At 60.7% G+C, this 19,609-nt stretch carries 8 protein-coding genes; 3 read left to right on the top strand and 5 right to left on the bottom strand.

Going from position 1 to position 19,609, the window contains the following annotated elements; translation table 11 throughout:
• The 3 genes from J3P95_RS24445 to J3P95_RS24435 form a co-directional block, all read right to left on the bottom strand.
• On the bottom strand, positions 1-933 hold the full coding sequence (locus J3P95_RS24445) for a diiron oxygenase (protein WP_434579412.1): 933 nt from the start codon (positions 931-933) through the stop codon (positions 1-3).
• Positions 930-1,706: a DUF3050 domain-containing protein gene (locus J3P95_RS24440; RefSeq protein WP_434579413.1), complete on the bottom strand. Its 777-nt coding sequence runs from the start codon at positions 1,704-1,706 to the stop codon at positions 930-932. The genes J3P95_RS24445 and J3P95_RS24440 overlap by 4 nt, the downstream gene beginning before the upstream one ends.
• A 694-nt stretch (positions 1,707-2,400) precedes the next feature.
• Positions 2,401-3,081, bottom strand: coding sequence for a GntR family transcriptional regulator (locus tag J3P95_RS24435; protein ID WP_434579415.1), 681 nt, complete (start codon positions 3,079-3,081; stop codon positions 2,401-2,403).
• 269 nt (positions 3,082-3,350) lie between these two features.
• Between J3P95_RS24435 and lapG the strand changes: the two genes are divergently transcribed.
• The 3 genes from lapG (at position 3,351) to J3P95_RS24420 (ending at position 7,708) form a co-directional block, all read left to right on the top strand.
• Positions 3,351-3,971, top strand: a complete 621-nt coding sequence (gene lapG, locus J3P95_RS24430) for a cysteine protease LapG (RefSeq protein ID WP_434563955.1) — start codon at positions 3,351-3,353, stop codon at positions 3,969-3,971.
• A gap of 14 nt (positions 3,972-3,985) precedes the next feature.
• On the top strand, positions 3,986-5,932 hold the full coding sequence (lapD, locus tag J3P95_RS24425; protein WP_434579417.1) for a cyclic di-GMP receptor LapD: 1,947 nt from the start codon (positions 3,986-3,988) through the stop codon (positions 5,930-5,932).
• A 1,389-nt stretch (positions 5,933-7,321) separates the two neighbouring features.
• Positions 7,322-7,708 (top strand): DUF6124 family protein, encoded by a 387-nt coding sequence (locus J3P95_RS24420; RefSeq protein WP_434563953.1) that lies wholly within the window; start codon positions 7,322-7,324, stop codon positions 7,706-7,708.
• A gap of 175 nt (positions 7,709-7,883) precedes the next feature.
• Here J3P95_RS24420 and J3P95_RS24415 read toward each other — a convergent pair whose 3' ends face one another.
• Together J3P95_RS24415 and J3P95_RS24410 are read right to left on the bottom strand one after the other, a co-directional pair.
• On the bottom strand, positions 7,884-8,222 hold the full coding sequence (locus J3P95_RS24415) for a tryptophan synthase subunit beta (RefSeq protein WP_434559414.1): 339 nt from the start codon (positions 8,220-8,222) through the stop codon (positions 7,884-7,886).
• A gap of 117 nt (positions 8,223-8,339) precedes the next feature.
• Positions 8,340-19,478 carry a retention module-containing protein gene (locus J3P95_RS24410; RefSeq protein ID WP_434579419.1) on the bottom strand — a complete coding sequence of 3,713 codons (11,139 nt, stop codon included), beginning with the start codon at positions 19,476-19,478 and terminating at the stop codon, positions 8,340-8,342.
• Positions 19,479-19,609 lie beyond the last annotated feature (131 nt).

Genomic DNA, 19,609 nt, shown 5'->3' with positions numbered 1-19,609 from the left:
TCATGGGGTCAAATAATCGGCCAGGGCATCGCGCACGCACGGTGACGCCAGCATCGAGCTGCCGCGAAAGAAACGCGTGATGTTGCCCACCAGCGGATGAAAACGATTGATGGGATACGCCAATGCGGCAGCGTCTTCACGCAGCGACTGGCGCGCTGATTCGTCGATGGGCAGGTGCGTGATCAACTCGAAATCGAACGCCTGTTGCAGATCGCTGGCCAAATACTCGGCGATGAAACCGGGCATCAACCGAGCAATTGCCTCGCGGTCCTCTTCGGGCGCGGTGCGCCAGTAGATCTGCACCAGCCGCGTCCAGAAGCCCGAGTGCCGGCCCTCGTCCAGTAAGTGGTCGGCCATCAATCCCTTGATCGAGGCCTTGACCGAGTCGTCGCGGGCAAACGCCGCCACGTCGTTGGTCACGGTGTTCTCGGCGATGGCGATGCAAATCAGTTCCACAGCGGCGAGCAGGTGCCCCGGCGCCCGCGCCAGCGTGGCGGGAATCGCCCGGCTGAGTTCGATCTGCTGGGGCAGCGGGATCGGCGCGATACCGGTCATGTCGATGGTCTGCTGCATGAAGTCCATCGCCACCAGTGCGTGGTAGTCCTCATCCACCACCACGGTCATTGCGTCGTAGCGACAGGCAAACGGAAACTCGATACCGAAGCGGTTCTTGGCGATGCGTCGGGCGGTGTGGTCCACCAGCTCCGTTTCAAAAATCACCACGTCGTTGATGAATTTGTAGAGGCTTTGCACCAGGACAAAATCACGCAGCTGCGGGCAATGGCTCAGGAAGGTCTGGCTGTGCACCATGGGTTGGCGGCTCATGGGAAAGATCAGCTTGTCGTCGTCTTCGACCCGGCGCCGTGGGCGAGTGCGGATCGTGGCGCGGCTTTCCCAGGCGTCGGCGAAGGACTGATATTGAATGGCGTTCATGGCGTCACCTGCGCAACGGCCTGGGTCATGCTCTGGCGCAGGCCATCCCACAGCGCCGTGCGACTGTGAACGGCGGCGAGGGCGGCGGTCAGGACTTCGTGCTCGCGCTGCGGGTCGCCATCGATCAGCCGGGCCAGCAGTTTTTCCGCTGCTGGGCCGTGGTCTTCGGAGTCCACCTCGATATGCCGTTGCAGGTAATAACGAAACGTCGGTGCCTGATCCAGGCCAATGCCCCAAGCGTCCAGCATCCGCTGGAACATCTGCGGGATGACGCTTTCGCGACCATGCACGAACGCGGCGGCCACGCTGTGGGCCGGAGCATGAAGCGCGGTGTGCAGGGTCTGGCGCACGAAGCGCGCCGCGGCCGGTTCGACCTCGACGCTGTCCAGCGCCGTCTCTGGGCTGACGCCTTCTTGTTGTAGGGCGATAAATTGCTCAATCGCCCGGGTGTCCGCGCCGACTTCGCGCATGGCGTCCAGGTACAGTTCGAAATGGCTGCAGTAGCCCGCACCGGGACGGTCGTCGGACTCTTCACCCAAGACGATTTCGTTGATCAGGCGCGCCGCATGCGGGTCGGCCGGCGGCAGCCACGGCAGATGAGTGCAGGTCAGTTCCCGTTGCAGGCGCTTGGTCAGCGACATGAAATCCCACACGGCGAAAACATGACTTTCCATGAAGCGCCGCAACAGGTCGATTGATGTTATTTCAGAAAAGACCGGGTGTTGACCAAGTTCGTGCTTTTTCAGGGAAAGTTGCTCTTTGGTTGGCTGCATTGAAACGTCCTCGTCAATGATGTTCGTCCGGAAGTTGCTCGCCTTGTTTATCAGGGTGAGCAGGGGCCTGAACCGGAATCCATGTTTTCTTAATAATGCTTGGGGGCGCGCGATTTGCTCTGTTGCGCCTTTGTCTGGCTTGGCTTGCCAAGCGCTGGAGAGACAGATAGCAACTCGACGAGTAAAAAATTAGTACATGTATCAAAGACTCCGCAAGTTATTTTTTAGTTATTTGAAGTTGGGTATTTGTTGGGCGCGAAGAGGCTAATTAAAACTTTTGCTATAAGTTTTATTGGGGCGAAGTTGCTCCTTCCGATTTATAACTATCAGAATCGAATGGTTCGAACGAATGCCTCGTTCGGAGCACTTCAGGGATCGGGGGAATAAAGAAGTTGGTGTTTTATGGGCGGGAGACCGGTCGGACTTCCGGGTCTTTCCGCCAGTGGGCGACGCTCCTTGCGTAAGGGGTTCGATTCGCCTGGCCTAGCGCCGGGCGCTGACTTCTTCAGGTCTGTTTTTTTTGAATCGATAAACGCAAGAGTGAGCCCAAATCGACAGCAGTTCCATTGAACTGATGTCGCGACGGATCGCAGCCTCGGTGAGGCCGTGTCGGGCGGGCAATCTGGGCTGTAGGGAGGATGTGTAAGAAAGTGCTACGCCGGCTTGGAGGCCGGCGCGCAGGGGAGCGGTTCGCTTACTGGTTCAGGTATTGGCGCATCGTGATGGACGCTTTTTCCAGATGCTGTTCCAGCAGGTAAACCGCTTGAGCGATGTCTTTGGCTGCCGCAGCGGCGAGCATTGCGCGATGGTCGTTCTGGGTCAGCTTGCCCAGTCCCATGGACGACAGATGAAAGCGCAGAAAGCGCTCTTCTTCATTGAGCTCGTGCTCGACCAGGTCAAGCAGCTTGGCGTTGGGCGCCCGGTGGTAAAGCGACATGTGGAACAGCCGATTGAGCCTGGCGATCTCGGCATGATCGGTCTGGGTTTCCAACTGCTCGATGTAGTGGGCGGCCATGGCCAGGTCGTTGTCGTCGAGCAGCGGAACGGACAGGCGCAGGGCGAAGCTTTCCAGGACCGAACGCAAGGCGTAGGTCTCGACCGCATTGCTGGTGATCAGCGGAGCCACCACCGCGCCCTTGTGCTGGACCACGGTGAGCAATGATTGCGCCTCGAGCTGACGCAATGCCTCGCGCACCGGCATGCGGCTGACCCCGAACAGGTCGGCCAGCTCCTGTTGGCGCAACGCGGTGCCGCTGGGCAGGCGGCCGTCGAGAATGGCTTCGCGTAGGGAGCTTTCGATGACTGCGCGGGCCTGGGCAGCGGGGATAGGTCCGTTGACCTGGATTGTGCTTAACGGTTTGGGCTTCTGCGTCACGACAACACCTGACTGGTAGTAACGAAATTGGATCCAAGCCAACATTAGTTACAGATTGCCAAGCCGTCAAAATCTCGCGGCCCCGGTTCCTGAACTAAAGTTTAGTCTGCCTACGGTGATTGCAACCTGCCATTGTCTTTTGCCGGGCCAGGCTTCACCATCCAACGAATTTCCAATGGCCCTTTTCGGACTTATTTCCCTTGGCTGCACCTTTCCCGGTCCTCAGGTCCTTGCGCTGGCTGTGTACGGCATTGCTGCTGGCCGGCCTGATGCTGGGCGGCCTGCGAGCCGACTGGGACTTTGCGCAGATCAGCCGGCGGGCGCAAGCGTTATATGGACCGTTGGGCGAAGGGCAGCAGCGGATCGATGCGTGGCAGCAATTGCTGACGACCCAGAAACAGATCCCGGAGCTGGAACAGCTCAAGGTGGTGAACCTGTTTTTCAACAAGCAGGTGCGCTACGTGGAAGACATCGATCTGTGGCGTGAGGTCGATTATTGGGAAACCCCCATCCAGTCCTTGTGGAAGGGCGCGGGCGATTGTGAGGACTACGCCATCGCCAAGTATTTCAGCCTGCGCCATCTCGGGGTGTCCAGTGACAAGCTACGCATCACCTACGTCAAGGCCCTGCGGCAGAACCGTGCGCACATGGTGCTCACGTACTACGCCACCCCCGACGCCATGCCGCTGGTGCTCGACAGCCTGATCGACGGCATCCTGCCCGCCAACCAGCGAACCGACTTGCTCCCGGTCTACTCTTTCAATGCTGAAGGCTTGTGGCTGTCGGGCAAGGGCAACAAAAAAGTGGGCGACACCAAGCGCCTGTCCCGGTGGCAGGATGTGTTGAAAAAAATGCAGGCCGAAGGTTTCCCGGTCGAGACGACTAACTAGGAGCACGCGCTCAGATGTCCTTGTTCAAACAGCTGTTGATCGCTATCTGTCTGTTCCTGGTGGTTGCCTTCAGCGGCAGCTTCATGGTCAGCCTGGAAAGCTCGCGGACCCAGTACGTCAACCAGTTGCGCTCCCACGCCCAGGACGCGGCCACGGCGCTGGCGCTGTCGCTGACGCCGAACATCGACGACCCGGCGATGGTCGAGCTGATGGTCAGCTCGATCTTCGACAGCGGTTACTACGCCAGCATCCGCGTGGTCGACGTGGCGACCGACAAGGCCTTGGTGGAGCGCACTGGCACGCCTGACGCCGGCAGCGTCCCGCAATGGTTCATCAGGCTTATTGGCCTTGAGCCGGCTGGCGGCGATGCGATCGTCAGCCGTGGTTGGGAACAGGCGGCGCGGGTCGAGGTGGTCAGCCATCCGATGTTCGCCCTTGCCAAGCTGTGGCAGAGTGCGCTGGGCAGTCTGGGTTGGTTGCTGCTGTGCGGCGCCGTGAGCGCGGTGCTCGGCGCCTTGCTGCTGCGTCGTCAGCTCAAGCCGTTGGATTACATGGTGCACCAGTCCCACGCCATCGCCCGTCGTGAATTCCTCAGCCTGCCGGAGCTGCCGCGCACCCCAGAGCTGCGTCGGGTGGTGCAAGCAATGAACCAGATGGTCGAGAAGCTCAAGGCGCTGTTCCAGGAACAGGCTGAGCGCAGCGAGAAGCTGCGGGTCGAGTCCTACCAGGACAACCTCACTGGGCTGGCCAATCGACGCTATTTCGAAATGCAATTGCATGCCCGGGTGAGCAACCCGGAGCAGGCCAGTTCCGGTTACCTGCTGTTGCTACGGGTCAAGGACCTTGCCGGTTTGAACCAGCGGCTGGGCGGGCAGCGCACTGACCAATTGCTCAAGGCCGTGGGCGAGCAGCTGTTGCGTGAATGCGCCCGGTATCCGGAAACCCATAACCTGGTGACACGCATCCGCGGCGGTGAGTTCGCGGTGTTGGCGCCGGGGCTGGTGCGCGAGGAGGCGCTGCAACTGGCGCAGAGCCTGGAAAGCGCGTTGGCGAGCCTGCACGCCACCGGCGCGACCGACGTGGCCTCGGTGGCTTCCATCGGTCTGGCGCCGTTCGTTCATGGCGACGCGCCGCAAGCGGTGCTCCAGCTCGGCGACCAGGCCCTGGCCCAGGCCGAAAGCCAGGGGGAACCGGGCTGGGCTTGCCTGGATCACAGCGCCTCGGCGAGTGTCGGCGATGATCACCATGCCTGGCACAACCTGCTTGACCAGGCGCTGAGCAATCAGCGTTTCGAGCTGTATTTCCAGCCGGTAGTGGCCGCCCGGGACACCGATGTGGTGTTGCATTACAAAGTGCTGTCGCGGTTGCTCGACGATCAGGGCCAGACCATTCCCGCCGGACGTTTCCTGCCGTGGCTGGAGCGCTTCGGCTGGACTGCGCGCCTGGACCGCCTGATGCTCGAACAAGTGCTCAAACAAATAGCCGGGCATGAGCAGTCCCTGGCGCTCAACCTGTCTTCCGCTACCCTGGCCGATCCTCAGGCGCTCAATAAGATTTTTGAAATCCTGCGCGCCCACTCCAACCTCGGGCCGCGCCTGACCCTGGAAATCGGTGAAGAGCAATTACCCGAGCAAGCGGTGCTGGAGCAATTGACCCGGCAGTTGCGCGAGCTCGGTTTCTCCCTGAGTCTGCAGCGTTTTGGTGGGCGCTTCAGCATGATTGGCAACTTGTCACGATTGGGGTTGGCGTACTTGAAGATCGATGGCAGCTACATTCGCGCCATCGACCAAGAGAGCGACAAGCGCTTGTTCATCGAGGCTATTCAGCGGGCTGCTCACAGTATTGACCTGCCGTTGATTGCTGAGCGGGTTGAGACGGCGGGGGAGTTGGCGGTGATTCGTGAGATGGGGTTGTTTGGGGTGCAGGGGCAGCTGGTTGGGGAGCCTAAGCGTTGGGGGTGAGGCGGTCTTTTATCCTTCTGACTGAGTACATATCCATTGCTGCGGTAACGGCGACTTAGGGTTTCGCCCTGACGGCGACTCACTTTTTTTCAGACGCCAAAAAAAGTAAGCAAAAAAGGCTTGCCCCACCACTCGGTGCCTCGCTAGGGCTCGGCATGCCCTCACTCCGGCATTGCTCCGTGGGCCCGCCGCGAAGGGCCATCCATGGCCCAGCGCGGCTATCCCGGCATCCATGCCGGGATGCCCACTGCGCAATGCCTGCGTTCGGCCATCGTGGTTAACGGGGCTCCCGGATCAAAAGCAAAAGCGAGGCGGCCTGATAGCCGACCTAGTTCTTGGAGGGAGCGCGTTTTCCCTGTGGGAGCGGGCTTGCTCGCGAAGGCGCCCTTACAGTCGACCCGTCTCTCCGGCCGTACCCCGATCCCATTGTGCGAGCCTGCTCGCGAAAGCGAAGGGGCAGTTTGCGGTGATGTTGGATACCTACAAGGTTTTTGGGAACGGCACGGTCCTGTGGCGAGGGAGCTTGCTGCCGCTGGGTCGCGCAGCGGCCCCAAAAAAGCGATGAGCGCTGCGCACTCAAGCGGGAGCAAGCTCCCTCGCCACAAAAGCTTCCCAGCCATCACGCCACAGATTGATCAACGGGAAACACTGTGGAAGCGAGCTTGCTCGCGACGGCGGTGGCGGTGGGGCAGTCAAATGGATGCTGGGTTTGCCGGACTCTTCGCGAGCAAGCCCGCTCCCACAGGGAAAACGCGGTCCCTCCAAGAATCAGGTCGGCTCTCAGGCCGCCTCGTGGTGGACGTTGATCTCGGCGCCCCGTTAACCACGATGGCCGAACGCAGGCATTGCGCAGTGGGCACCTCGGCATGGATGCCGAGGTAGCCGCGCTGGGCCATGGATGGCCCTTCGCGGCGGCCCACGGAGCAATGCCGGAGTGAGGGCACACCGAGCCTAGGCGAGGTGCCAAGTGGTGGGGCATGAGCGCTTTGGTTACTTTCGCGCTTTTGAAAGTGACCCGCCGTCAGGGCGGAACCCTAAGCAGCCGTTACCGCAGAAACGGATATACAACCCTTCTAAAAGTCACGTCCTAGGAGATTTCCTTCGAGTTGTGGCGAACTTGGTGAACTTGTCCGGCGCCTGCCTCGTGGCTAGTCTGGGTTTGTCACTGAAAAAACGGTGACACGGACGTGCAAGTCCGGGTAAAAGAGCGCCAAATAATGCCACCAGCCATTTAATGAGCATTCGTGTCTATGTTTTATGGCGGCTGTGTGTGGGGAGACCTTCGGGTCTGCCGAGGTTTTTTGGCGTTTTCTACTCGGTCTTGCACACCCTCACATAGCTGCCACCCTTTTATATCGCGTGCAAGCGAGCCAGGGCGGCCTTGATTGAATAGGAAGCCAAAACCATGTTCAAAGTAACTCCAATCCGCCAGGAAACCCTGGCAAAACCTCTAGCAAATCAGCGAAGTCCAAAAAACTCGACGAAGCCGCCGAACGCGCCCTCGACTACTACCTCAATCCCAAACCAACCGATAAAGCCTCGGGGAAACCCCAAACCGCCCAGCTTTTCATGGTCTCTCCAGACATCGACACCGAAACCCTCCTGGCCAATGCCTCCGAAGACTTGTTGTCCATCAGCGCCATCGCGGCCGACCTGGCGGATGACGTCGACGGCTCACGCCGCAGCGTGATCCTGGCGATCAGTCGAATGGCCGACGGGGTGCACCTGTTGGTGGAGCGGGCGATGGATCGGCTGGAGGTTCAAGCGTCGGGCTGACCCAGAACCTGTGGCGAGGGAGCTTGCTCCCGCTCGGCTGCGCAGCAGTCGCAGAACCGGGCAATGTGGTCCACCTGGAGAAATGCAGGGGCCTGCTTCGCAGGCCAGCGGGAGCAAGCTCCCTCGCCACAGGGTTTTGTGTACTGCTCAGGCGGGTGTCAGCCTGGGAGACAGGCTAGATCAACCCTTTCTCATCATCATCGATCAACCGGCTCAACCCACCGAGCGCTTCCCGCGCCTGGTTGCGGTCCATCAGCTTGGCCTGGGCCGCTGCTGGCAGGTCGGTGACGCGGATGACGCCTTTGGCGGTCAGGACCTGGATCAAGTCATCGAGTACCCGGATCATTTCCAGGTCGCTTTGCTTGAGTTGCTTGAGGCTGTTTTCTACGGCCTGGTTGGCGAACCAGTCCTGAATCTCGTGGTTGTCGGCCGGCAAGGTCTCGGTGGCCTCGGCATAACCGGTGGCTTCGACGCGCACCAACAGGCCTTGTGCATCGCGTTGCACATAAAACATCGGGCATCCCTCATGTATGAAGCGGCGTCATGCTGGGCAGCATAGGCCAACTGGGGGGATTATGAACACCTATCCCGTGCGAGGGAGTTGGCTCTCTCGCATGGGACTCTGTCAGGTTCAGCTGTTGTTGTGATCGATCTTGATGGTTGGATCACTGCCGGCGATGAGTGAGTTCAGGTTGATGTTCGACCAGTTGTTGCCTTCCAGCTTGATCGTCACGTCTGGCGTCGCTGCCGCACCGTTGGCCGCGTTGAACTGGCCGGTGGTGCTGACTTGCAGGGAAGACACGCCATCGACCGTGCTGATTTTCAGGAAGTGGTCGATGGTGCTGCCGGTCTCGCCCTGCAACAGGTCACGCAGGTCGATCCGATCACCGTCGCTGGCCTTGAAATCCTTGATCACGTCGGTGCCGGTGTCACCGGACTTCCAGACGAAGGTATCGCCGCCCAGGCCACCGAACAGGGTGTCGTTGCCCTTGCCGCCGATCAGAGTGTCGTTACCCGTGCCACCCAAGAGGATGTCATTGCCCTTACCGCCGTCCAGCAGGTCGTTGCCGCCCTGGCCGAAAATGATGTCGTTACCGGCGCCGCCCAGCAGGGTGTCGTTGCCGTCATGTGCGCCGGACACATCGAACGCGGTGTAGTGCTCGGTGATGTACTGGTGCACGTTGCTGGTGGTGACCTTGCTGACGTCCACACCGCTTTGCTGGGCCACGAACGACTGGATGGCTTGGTAGCCCTCGCCGGCAATGCCGTTGAAGCTCACCAGGTCGCCGAACAGGATGTCGTTGCCGTCGGCACCGTTAACGGTGTCGGCACCTGGCATCGTCGCTTCGGTGTGGCCGATGATCGAGTTGGCCAGGTCCTTGGGGTCGATGTTGGTCTGCGGTTTGCCGTCCGAGTCGTAGGGCTTGAGGTCGGACAGGGTCACGTCTTTGTTCAGGCCTATAGCTTCCACACCCGACACCGAACTCAGCAACGCGAAGGCGCTCGCGGAGTTGCTAGTGGTAGCCGCGTCGGTGCTATTGCCGGTACCGTCGCGGTACGACAGCTCGTAGGTGCCGTCGCCCTGGGCGTGCAGCGTGCCCAGGTCTTCGTCGCTCCAGTAGCCACCCCAGGATTTTTTCCAGGTCTGCAGGGTCACGTTGCCGGCCCCGTCGACCTGTACGCGGTGGGTACTGTCCAGCGTGGCGCTGAAGGTCTGGCCCAACTTGTAATTGCTGGTAGTGATCAAGCTGTCGAGCGTTACGCCGTTGTAGATATTCGGGTTTGTGGCTTCACCGCTCTGGTAGTAAGTCGGTTGGCCGTCGGTGATGAAGTAGGTCAGGTTTTTCGCACCGGAGTTGCTCAAGGCCTCGCTGCTCTTGAACCAGTTGGCGGTGGTCTTGAATACGTCCTCATAGTTGGTGCCGCCGCCGGACACCATCGAGTCCAGAACGCTCTTGAGTAACGCCAGTGCATTTGGGTCCTTGAGATTCACCGAAACGGTCTTATTCACCTGCTTGTCGAAGTCCGCCAGGAAGATATTCACCGTGCCCGAGTTGCTGCCCATGCTCTGCTTGAGTGTATTGAATACCGACGTCAGCGAGTTCTTGGCCGCGGTCAGGGACGATTCGCTCATGCTGCCGGAGCTGTCGACCATGAAGGCGATGTTGTAGTTGACGCCCGGCACCACGGTCAGCCCGCCGATGTCGGCGACGATGATGTCGTTGCCGTCGGTACCGGTGACGTTGTCGCTGCCGGAAGTGGCGGTGGTGGCGTTGTAGGTCGCCGGATGCACCGTCACCGGGATTTGCGCGGTGGTCACGGCCGATCCGCCGAGGGCTTCGGTGGAGGTCGACGTCACGGTCAGGTTGATCTGGCCGTTGAAGTAGGTCGGTGGCGTCAGGTTGAGGCTGCCCAGGTTCCAGCCAGAGACCGAGGCTTCGCCGTTGGCGCCCACGGTCGCGGTGTGGCCTGCGCCGTCGCTGAGCACGCTGCCTGCCGGCATGCCGCCGATTTTCACACTCAGGCTTTCGGAGCCGTCGGTGTCGGTCAGGGCGGTGGTGATTTTCGACAGGTTCACACTGCCGCCTTCGCCGCCTTCGTTGAGCTTGTAGCCGTCGTAGTAGCCTTCGCCATTGCTGCCGTGCAGGTCGGACACCGACACGCCGGCATTCACCAGGTCGGTCACGCCGGTATAGAGCGGTACGCCGGCACTGCTGAGGTCTACGGGCGTGCTGCCGTTGACCGACAGGTTCACGTCGTAGCTGCCAGGGCCGGTCTGGTTGTGGTGGTAGATGTCCAGGGTGTAGTAGCCGCTGGTGGTCGGCGTGAACGAGCCGTTCAACTGACCGCCCGCCCCCCAGGTGGTTGCCGCGGCGGTCTTGCCACCGATGGTGACCAGCAGACTGTCATCGCCCGTGCCGCTGAAGGTGTAGGTCTTGCCGGCCTCCAGGAAAATCAGGCCCGAGGTTTTCGACGCGGTGCCTGCGTTGACGTTGCTGTCGTTCTGAACGTTGCTCACATTGGTGCTGGTGTTCGGCGTGCCGGCGGCATCGATCACCGACTTGAGCGTGCCGGACGGCGCGCCGCTGCCGTCGGTGCCCAGGCCGGACAGGCCGGTCCAGACTTCCTTGATCAAACCGGTGGAGGTCACGTTGTTGCCGGCCACGTTGAGGCTCGGTGCGTCGGCGACCGGGGTGATGTCGATCTTCACAGTGCCGGTATTGCCTAGCGTCTGGCCGTCGGTTGGCTGGAAGCTGATTTGCGCGTAGTCGGCCTTTTGATTACCCACGCCGGCCGGGTTGCCGTTGGCACCGGATTCGTTGGCATCGGGGGTGAAGCGCAGCTTGCCAGCGTCGATGTCCGCCTTGCTGAAGGTCTGGTTGTTGGCCACATCCTTCCAGGTTGCGCCGTCCAGGTACTGCAATTTGCCGTCACCCGGCAGCCCGGTGATTTTCACGCCCTGGCTGGTGGCGGCGCTGTCCACGTCGCTGATGCCGAACGTCGACCAGCCGAGGACCAGTGAAGTGTCTTCGGTACCGGTCACCGCGCCACCGGTGGCTACGGGTGCGTCGTTGACCCCGACCACGTTCACGGTGGTGGTGGCGGTGTTGGAGTAGCTTGCGCCGTCGGTCACTGTCACGGTGATGACGCGCGGTACGGTGCTCGGATCTTCGCTGTTGTTGATGAAGCTGATGTTCTTGATCTGCTGCATGTAGTCGGCCAGCGTTGCATTGCCTGTCAGCGTCAGGACGACTTTGCCGTCGGTGCTGTTGGCGTTGATGCTGATGCCGTTGACGCTATTGCCCAGGTTCAGATGATCGCCAGGCTGACGGTTGGTCAGCACGATGGTGGCGCCGGTCAGCATGGTGCTGTCCGGGTCGGTGATTTTCAGGTCGGTGTCGGCAATCGATACGCCCGGGCCGGTGGTGCCTTCAGTGAACGTCACTTGATAATCGGCGCCGGTCTTGCCGCTGGAGTTGTTGGCGTCCAGGTCGAGTACCGGCGGCGCATCGTTGTCGATGATCGAGGTGCTGACGCTGCCGTTGGTGCCGCTGACCGCCAAGTGCTCGAAGTTGCCACCGGTAGCCGAGTCAATCTTGACCACGAAGTTTTCCGTGCCTTCGGTGATCTTGTCATCCAGCGTTGCCACGTTGAAGGTCGCGCTGGTGGCGTTGGCAGGAACTTTCACGGTGTACACACCGGTGAAGTCCGTGCCATCGGCGGCGGTGCCGCTGTAGACGATCTTGAGCGTCACCTCGGTTTGTGCCGGGTTCGTCAGGCTGACGATGTACGTAGCGGCCTGGCCTTCGGTGACCGATGTGCTGCCGCTGATGCTGACCGTAGTGTTGTCTGGCGTGTCGGTAACGGTGGTCACCGCTGGCGTGGTGCTCGGCACCAGTTGCTCGAAGTTGCCGCCCGTTGCCGTCTTGATCGTTGCCTCGACATTGCCGGCGTCTTTGTAGACGTCATCTTTCGGCGCGTCGACGGTGACGGTGCCAGTCTTGGCGCCGGCGGCGATGTTGATCACCGCGCCGTTGCTCAAAGTGATGGTGACAGGCGAACCGGCGGCGTTGGTCAGGGTCGCGGTATAGGTAATCTGGCCGCCTTCGGCGACCGAGCCGGTGGCGCTCAGGCTCAGGCCGGTGCTGTCTTGCACATCGGTGACAGCGGTGTCGGCCGGCTTGCCGTTGATGTCCAGGTTTTCGTAGTTGCCGCCTTTCGCGTCGTCGATCTTGACGCTGAGGTTGCTGCCACCAGCGAGGGCATCGTTTGGTGCGGTGAAATTCACCGAGCCGGAGCTTGCGCCGACTGGGATGGTGATGGACTGGCCGTTGCTCAAGGTCACTACGAGCGGAGCGCCGGTGACTGGAGCGTTCACCGAAGCGGTGTAGACGACGGTGCCGCCTTCGCCAACCGTCGAAGTCGCGGAGAGTGAAACGGTACTGGTATCGAGCGTGTCGGTGATCTCAGTAACGGCAGGTGCAGTACTTGGCACGAGGCTTTCGAAGTTGCCACCAGTGGCTTTGTCGATGCTGACTTCGACCTTTCCGGCGTCTTTGTAGACATCGTCTTTCGGTGCATCGACGGTGACGGTGCCAGTGGTGGCGCCGGCGGCGATGTTGATCACCGCGCCGTTGCTCAGGGTGATGGTCACCGGTGAACCGGCAGCGTTGGTCAGGGTCGCGGTGTAAACGATCGAACCGCCTTCGGTAACCGTGTCGGTCGCGGACAGCGTGAGTCCGGTAGTTTCTTGGGTATCGGTGACTTCGGTGTCCGCAGGCTTGTCGTCGATTTCCAGGTTTTCGTAGTTGCCGCCTTTCGCGTCGTCGATCTTGACGCTGAGGTTGCTGCCGCCCGCCAACGCATCGTTTGGCGCGGTGAAATTCACCGAGCCGGAGCTGGAACCAACCGGAATGGTGATGCTTTGACCATTCGACAGAGTGACGATCAGCGGAGCGCCGGTTACCGGGGCGTTTACGGATGCGGTGTAAACCACAACACCACCTTCACCAACAGTCGAAGTCGCGGAGAGCGAAACGGTGCTGGTGTCGAGCGTGTCGGTCACATCGGTGACGGCTGGCGCAGTGCTTGGCACCAGGTTTTCGAAGTTGCCGCCGGTAGCTTTGTCGATGCTGACTTCGACCTTTCCGGCGTCTTTGTAGACATCGTCTTTCGGTGCATCGACGGTGACGGTGCCAGTGGTGGCGCCGGCGGCGATGTTGATGACCGCACCGTTGCTCAGGGTGATGGTCACCGGTGAACCGGCAGCGTTGGTCAGGGTCGCGGTGTAAACGATCGAACCGCCTTCGGTAACCGTGTCGGTCGCGGACAGCGTGAGTCCGGTAGTTTCTTGGGTATCGGTGACTTCGGTGTCCGCAGGCTTGTCGTCGATTTCCAGGTTTTCGTAGTTGCCGCCTTTCGCGTCGTCGATCTTGACGCTGAGGTTGCTGCCGCCAGCGAGGGCATCGTTTGGTGCGGTGAAATTCACCGAGCCGGAGCTTGCGCCGACTGGGATGGTGATGGACTGGCCGTTGCTCAAGGTCACTACGAGCGGAGCGCCGGTGACTGGAGCGTTCACCGAAGCGGTGTAAACCACAACACCACCTTCACCAACAGTCGAAGTCGCGGAGAGCGAAACGGTGCTGGTGTCGAGCGTGTCGGTGACGTCAGTAACGGCAGGTGCAGTACTTGGCACCAGGTTTTCGAAGTTGCCACCAGTGGCTTTGTCGATGCTGACTTCGACCTTTCCGGCGTCTTTGTAGACATCGTCTTTCGGTGCATCGACGGTGACGGTGCCAGTGGTGGCGCCGGCGGCGATGTTGATGACCGCACCGTTGCTCAGGGTGATGGTCACCGGTGAACCGGCAGCGTTGGTCAGGGTCGCGGTGTAAACGATCGAACCGCCTTCGGTAACCGTGTCGGTCGCGGACAGCGTGAGTCCGGTAGTTTCTTGGGTATCGGTGACTTCGGTGTCCGCAGGCTTGTCGTCGATTTCCAGGTTTTCGTAGTTGCCGCCTTTCGCGTCGTCGATTTTGACGCTCAGGTTGCTGCCACCAGCCAACGCATCGTTAGGCGCGGTGAAATTCACCGAGCCGGAGCTGGAACCAACCGGAATGGTGATGCTTTGACCATTCGACAGAGTGACGATCAGCGGAGCGCCGGTTACCGGGGCGTTTACGGACGCGGTGTAAACCACGGTGCCGCCTTCACCAACCGTCGAAGTCGCGGAGAGCGAAACGGTGCTGGTGTCGAGCGTGTCGGTCACGTCAGTAACGGCTGGCGCAGTGTTTGGCACCAGGTTTTCGAAGTTGCCGCCGGTAGCTTTGTCGATGCTGACTTCGACTTTGCCGGCGTCTTTGTAGACATCGTCTTTCGGTGCATCGACGGTGACGGTGCCAGTGGTGGCGCCGGCGGCGATGTTGATCACCGCACCGTTGCTCAGGGTCACAGTTACCGGCGCCCCAGCGGCATTGGTCAACGTCGCGGTATAAACAATCGAACCACCTTCGGTAACTGTGTCAGTTGCCGAGAGGGTGAGTTCGGTCGTGTCAGTTGAGTCCGTAATGGTGGTAACGGCAGGCGTAGTGCTCGGCACCAGGTTTTCGAAGTTGCCGCCGGTTGCGCCGGTAATCGTGGTGCTGACAGTGCTGCCATTGTTGTAGACGTCGTTGACCGGGGTATCGACAGCCACGGTGCCGGTGGTCTGGCCAGCCGCGATGGTGATGACCGAGCCGTTGCTCAGGGTCACAGTTATCGGCGAGCCAGCGGCATTGGTCAACGTCGCGGTATAAACAATCGAACCACCTTCGGTAACTGTGTCAGTTGCCGAGAGGGTGAGTTCGGTCGTGTCAGTTGAGTCCGTAATGGTGGTAACGGCAGGCGTAGTGCTCGGCACCAGGTTTTCGAAGTTGCCGCCGGTTGCGCCGGTAATCGTGGTGCTGACAGTGCTGCCATTGTTGTAGACGTCGTTGACCGGGGTATCGACAGCCACGGTGCCGGTGGTCTGGCCAGCCGCGATGGTGATGACCGAGCCGTTGCTCAGGGTCACAGTTATCGGCGAGCCAGCGGCATTGGTCAACGTCGCGGTATAAACAATCGAACCACCTTCGGTAACTGTGTCAGTTGCCGAGAGAGTGAGTTCGGTCGTGTCAGTTGAGTCCGTAATGGTGGTAACGGCAGGCGTGGTGCTCGGCACCAAATTTTCGAAATTGCCGCCAGTTGCGCCAGTAATCGTGGTGCTAACGGTGCTGCCATTGTTGTAGACGTCGTTGGCCGGGGTATCGACAGCCACGGTGCCGGTGGTCTGGCCAGCCGCGATGGTGATGACCGAGCCGTTGCTCAAGGTCACAGTCACTGGAGTCTGAGCTGGATTGGTCAGGGTCGCGGTATAGGTGATCTGGCCGCCTTCGGTGATGGTATCGCTGGCCGTCAGGGTCAGGCCAGTGTTATCCGCCGAATCAGTAATCGTGGTGACCGCAGGCGTAGTGCTCGGCACCAGGTTCTCGAAATTGCCGCCGGTTGCGCCGGTGATGGTGGTACTGACGGTGCTGCCATTGTTGTAGACGTCGTTGACCGGGATATCGACAGCCACGGTGCCAGTGGTAGCGCCTGCAGCGATATTGATGACTGCGCCGTTGCTCAGGGTGACGGTGACAGGCGAGCCAGCAGCGTTGGTCAGCGTCGCGGTGTAAGTGATTTGCCCGCCTTCGGTGATGGTGTCGCTGGCGCTCAGGGTCAGGCCAGTGTTATCCGCCGAATCAGTAATCGTGGTGACCGCAGGCGTAGTGCTCGGCACCAAATTCTCGAAATTGCCGCCAGTTGCGCCGGTAATCGTGGTACTGACGGTGCTGCCATTGTTGTAGACGTCGTTGGCCGGGGTATCGACAGCGACGGTGCCGGTGGTCTGGCCAGCCGCGATGGTGATGATCGAGCCGTTGCTCAAGGTCACAGTCACTGGAGTCTGAGCCGGATTGGTCAGCGTGGCGGTGTAAGTGATCTGACCGCCTTCGGTAATGGTGTCGCTGGCCGTCAGGGTCAGGTCAGTGTTATCCGCCGAATCAGTAATCGTGGTGACCGCAGGCGTGGTGCTCGGCACCAAATTTTCGAAATTGCCGCCAGTTGCGCCAGTAATCGTGGTGCTAACGGTGCTGCCATTGTTGTAGACGTCGTTAGCCGGGGTATCGACAGCCACGGTGCCGGTGGTCTGGCCGGCGGCGATGGTGATGACCGAGCCGTTGCTCAGGGTAACCGTCACTGGAGTCTGAGCTGGATTGGTCAGGGTCGCGGTATAGGTGATCTGACCGCCTTCGGTGATGGTGTCGCTGGCGCTCAGGGTCAGGCCAGTGTTATCCGCCGAATCAGTAATCGTGGTGACCGCAGGCGTGGTGCTCGGCACCAGGTTTTCAAAGTTGCCGCCGGTTGCGCCGGTAATCGTGGTGCTGACAGTGCTGCCATTGTTGTAGACGTCGTTAGCCGGGGTATCGACAGCCACGGTGCCAGTGGTAGCGCCTGCAGCGATGTTGATGACTGCGCCGTTGCTCAGGGTGACGGTGACAGGAGCGCCAGCAGCGTTGGTCAGCGTCGCGGTGTAAGTGATCTGACCGCCTTCGGTAATGGTGTCGCTGGCCGTCAGGGTCAGGTCAGTGTTATCCGCCGAATCAGTAATCGTGGTGACCGCAGGCGTGGTGCTCGGCACCAAATTCTCGAAATTGCCGCCAGTTGCGCCAGTAATCGTGGTGCTAACGGTGCTGCCATTGTTGTAGACGTCGTTGGCCGGGGTATCGACAGCCACGGTGCCGGTGGTCTGGCCAGCCGCGATGGTGATGACCGAGCCGTTGCTCAACGTCACAGTCACTGGCGTCTGAGCTGGATTGGTCAGCGTCGCGGTGTAGGTGATTTGCCCGCCTTCGGTAATGGTGTCGCTGGCGCTCAGGGTCAGGCCAGTGTTATCCGCCGAATCAGTAATCGTGGTGACCGCAGGCGTAGTGCTCGGCACCAGGTTCTCGAAACTGCCGCCGGTTGCGCCGGTGATGGTGGTGCTGACGGTGCTGCCATTGTTGTAGACGTCGTTGGCCGAGGTATCGGCAGCGACGGTGCCGGTGGTCTGGCCGGCGGCGATGGTGATGACCGAGCCGTTGCTCAAGGTCACAGTCACTGGAGTTTGAGCTGGATTGGTCAGCGTCGCGGTGTAGGTGATCTGACCGCCTTCGGTAATGGTGTCGCTGGCGCTCAGGGTCAGGCCAGTGTTATCCGCCGAATCAGTAATCGTGGTGACCGCAGGCGTAGTGCTCGGCACCAAATTCTCGAAATTGCCGCCAGTTGCGCCAGTAATCGTGGTGCTAACGGTGCTGCCATTGTTGTAGACATCGTTAGCCGGGGTATCGACAGCCACGGTGCCGGTGGTCTGGCCGGCGGCGATGGTGATGACCGAGCCGTTGCTCAACGTCACAGTCACTGGAGTTTGAGCTGGATTGGTCAGGGTCGCGGTATAGGTGATTTGCCCGCCTTCGGTAATGGTGTCGCTGGCGCTCAGGGTCAGGCCAGTGTTATCCGCCGAATCAGTAATCGTGGTGACCGCAGGCGTGGTGCTCGGCACCAGGTTTTCAAAGTTGCCGCCGGTTGCGCCAGTGATGGTGGTACTGACGGTGCTGCCATTGTTGTAGACGTCGTTGGCCGGGGTATCGACAGCCACGGTGCCGGTGGTCTGGCCAGCCGCGATGTTGATGACTGCGCCGTTGCTCAGGGTGACGGTGACAGGCGAGCCAGCAGCGTTGGTTAGCGTGGCGGTGTAAGTGATCTGACCGCCTTCGGTAATGGTGTCGCTGGCCGTCAGGGTCAGGTCAGTGTTATCCGCCGAATCAGTAATCGTGGTGACCGCAGGCGTGGTGCTCGGCACCAAATTTTCGAAATTGCCGCCAGTTGCGCCAGTAATCGTGGTGCTAACGGTGCTGCCATTGTTGTAGACGTCGTTGGCCGGGGTATCGACAGCGACGGTGCCGGTGGTCTGGCCGGCGGCGATGGTGATGACCGAGCCGTTGCTCAGAGTAACCGTCACCGGCGTCTGGGCCGGATTGGTCAGCGTGGCGGTGTAGGTGATCTGACCGCCTTCGGTAATGGTGTCGCTGGCCGTCAGGGTCAGGTCAGTGTTATCCGCCGAATCAGTAATCGTGGTGACCGCAGGCGTGGTGCTCGGCACCAAATTTTCGAAATTGCCGCCAGTTGCGCCAGTAATCGTGGTGCTGACAGTGCTGCCATTGTTGTAGACGTCGTTGGCCGGGGTATCGACAGCCACGGTGCCGGTGGTCTGGCCAGCCGCGATGGTGATGATCGAGCCGTTGCTCAACGTCACAGTCACTGGAGTTTGAGCTGGATTGGTCAGCGTCGCGGTGTAAGTGATTTGCCCGCCTTCGGTAATGGTATTGGCCGCGCTCAAGGTGACGGTCGTGCTGTCGACGGTGTCGGTGATCTGGGTCACGGCTGGTGTAGTCGGCACGGTCACGGCGATGCCGCTGCCGCCAGTGGTGCCGGTGACGGTGACGCTGATCTGGCTTGGGTCGTTGTAGACGGTGTCGTTCGGTGCGAGCGGCACGTTGACGCTGCCGGTCAGTTGCCCGGCCGGGATCACGATGACGGCACCGTTGGACAAGGTCACGGTCAGGTTGGTTAACGGCGCCTGGGTGACGGTCGCGGTGTAGACCAGCACGCCGCCGGCCTCGGTCAGGGTCGGTGTGGCGCTCAGGGTCATCGTTGCATTGAGCACGGCGTTGGCGGTCGTGTCGGCCGTGGTATCGCCGCCCAGGATGTTGTCATCGGTGGCGGCAGCCGCAGCGAGACCTTCGGTCGGAAAGCCGATCGTCGGATCGACGCTGCCGGCCGTGGCATCCAGCACGACGAAGCTGTGGCCACCACCAGCGGCACCGCCCGTTCCGGCAGCGGTTGGGCCAGCGGCGGTGGCTTCCAGCGCCGTCGTCGGGTCGACGCCTGCGGCGATGGCTTGTTGCAATTCTTCTACAGACGGCGCGGCTTGGGCGGCGGCCTGTTCAAGGTCAGTGGAAGAGTCCGGGGCGCTGGCGCTCCACTGGGTATCGCGGCCCAGGTCCAGGGTGCGGCCATCGGCCAGCTCCAATGTGACGGCGCCAGCAAGCCCGGTGTCCAACTGATCGCCAACGTTCAGGCGATCGCCTTCAATGAGTACGCGCCGAATACCCTCGGGGGATACGGCGAAAACCTGACCAACAATGCTTTTGACAACGGCAATAACACTGCTCATTGAAGACTCTCCGGGTGCCACATTCAGTAGACTTCCATGGACCCGATAGCCTTCAGGGCCAAGCGGTCTGGACGTTCATATTTACGATTGGGAAAAGTTTTTGACGCCTGCAAATGACAATTTCTTGACCG

The organism is Pseudomonas sp. Z5-35 (assembly GCF_051131945.1).
GTDB lineage: Bacteria > Pseudomonadota > Gammaproteobacteria > Pseudomonadales > Pseudomonadaceae > Aquipseudomonas > Aquipseudomonas marvdashtae.
Note: the sequence above shows the minus strand (reverse complement) of the source record. Positions and strands in the feature narration are given on the sequence as shown.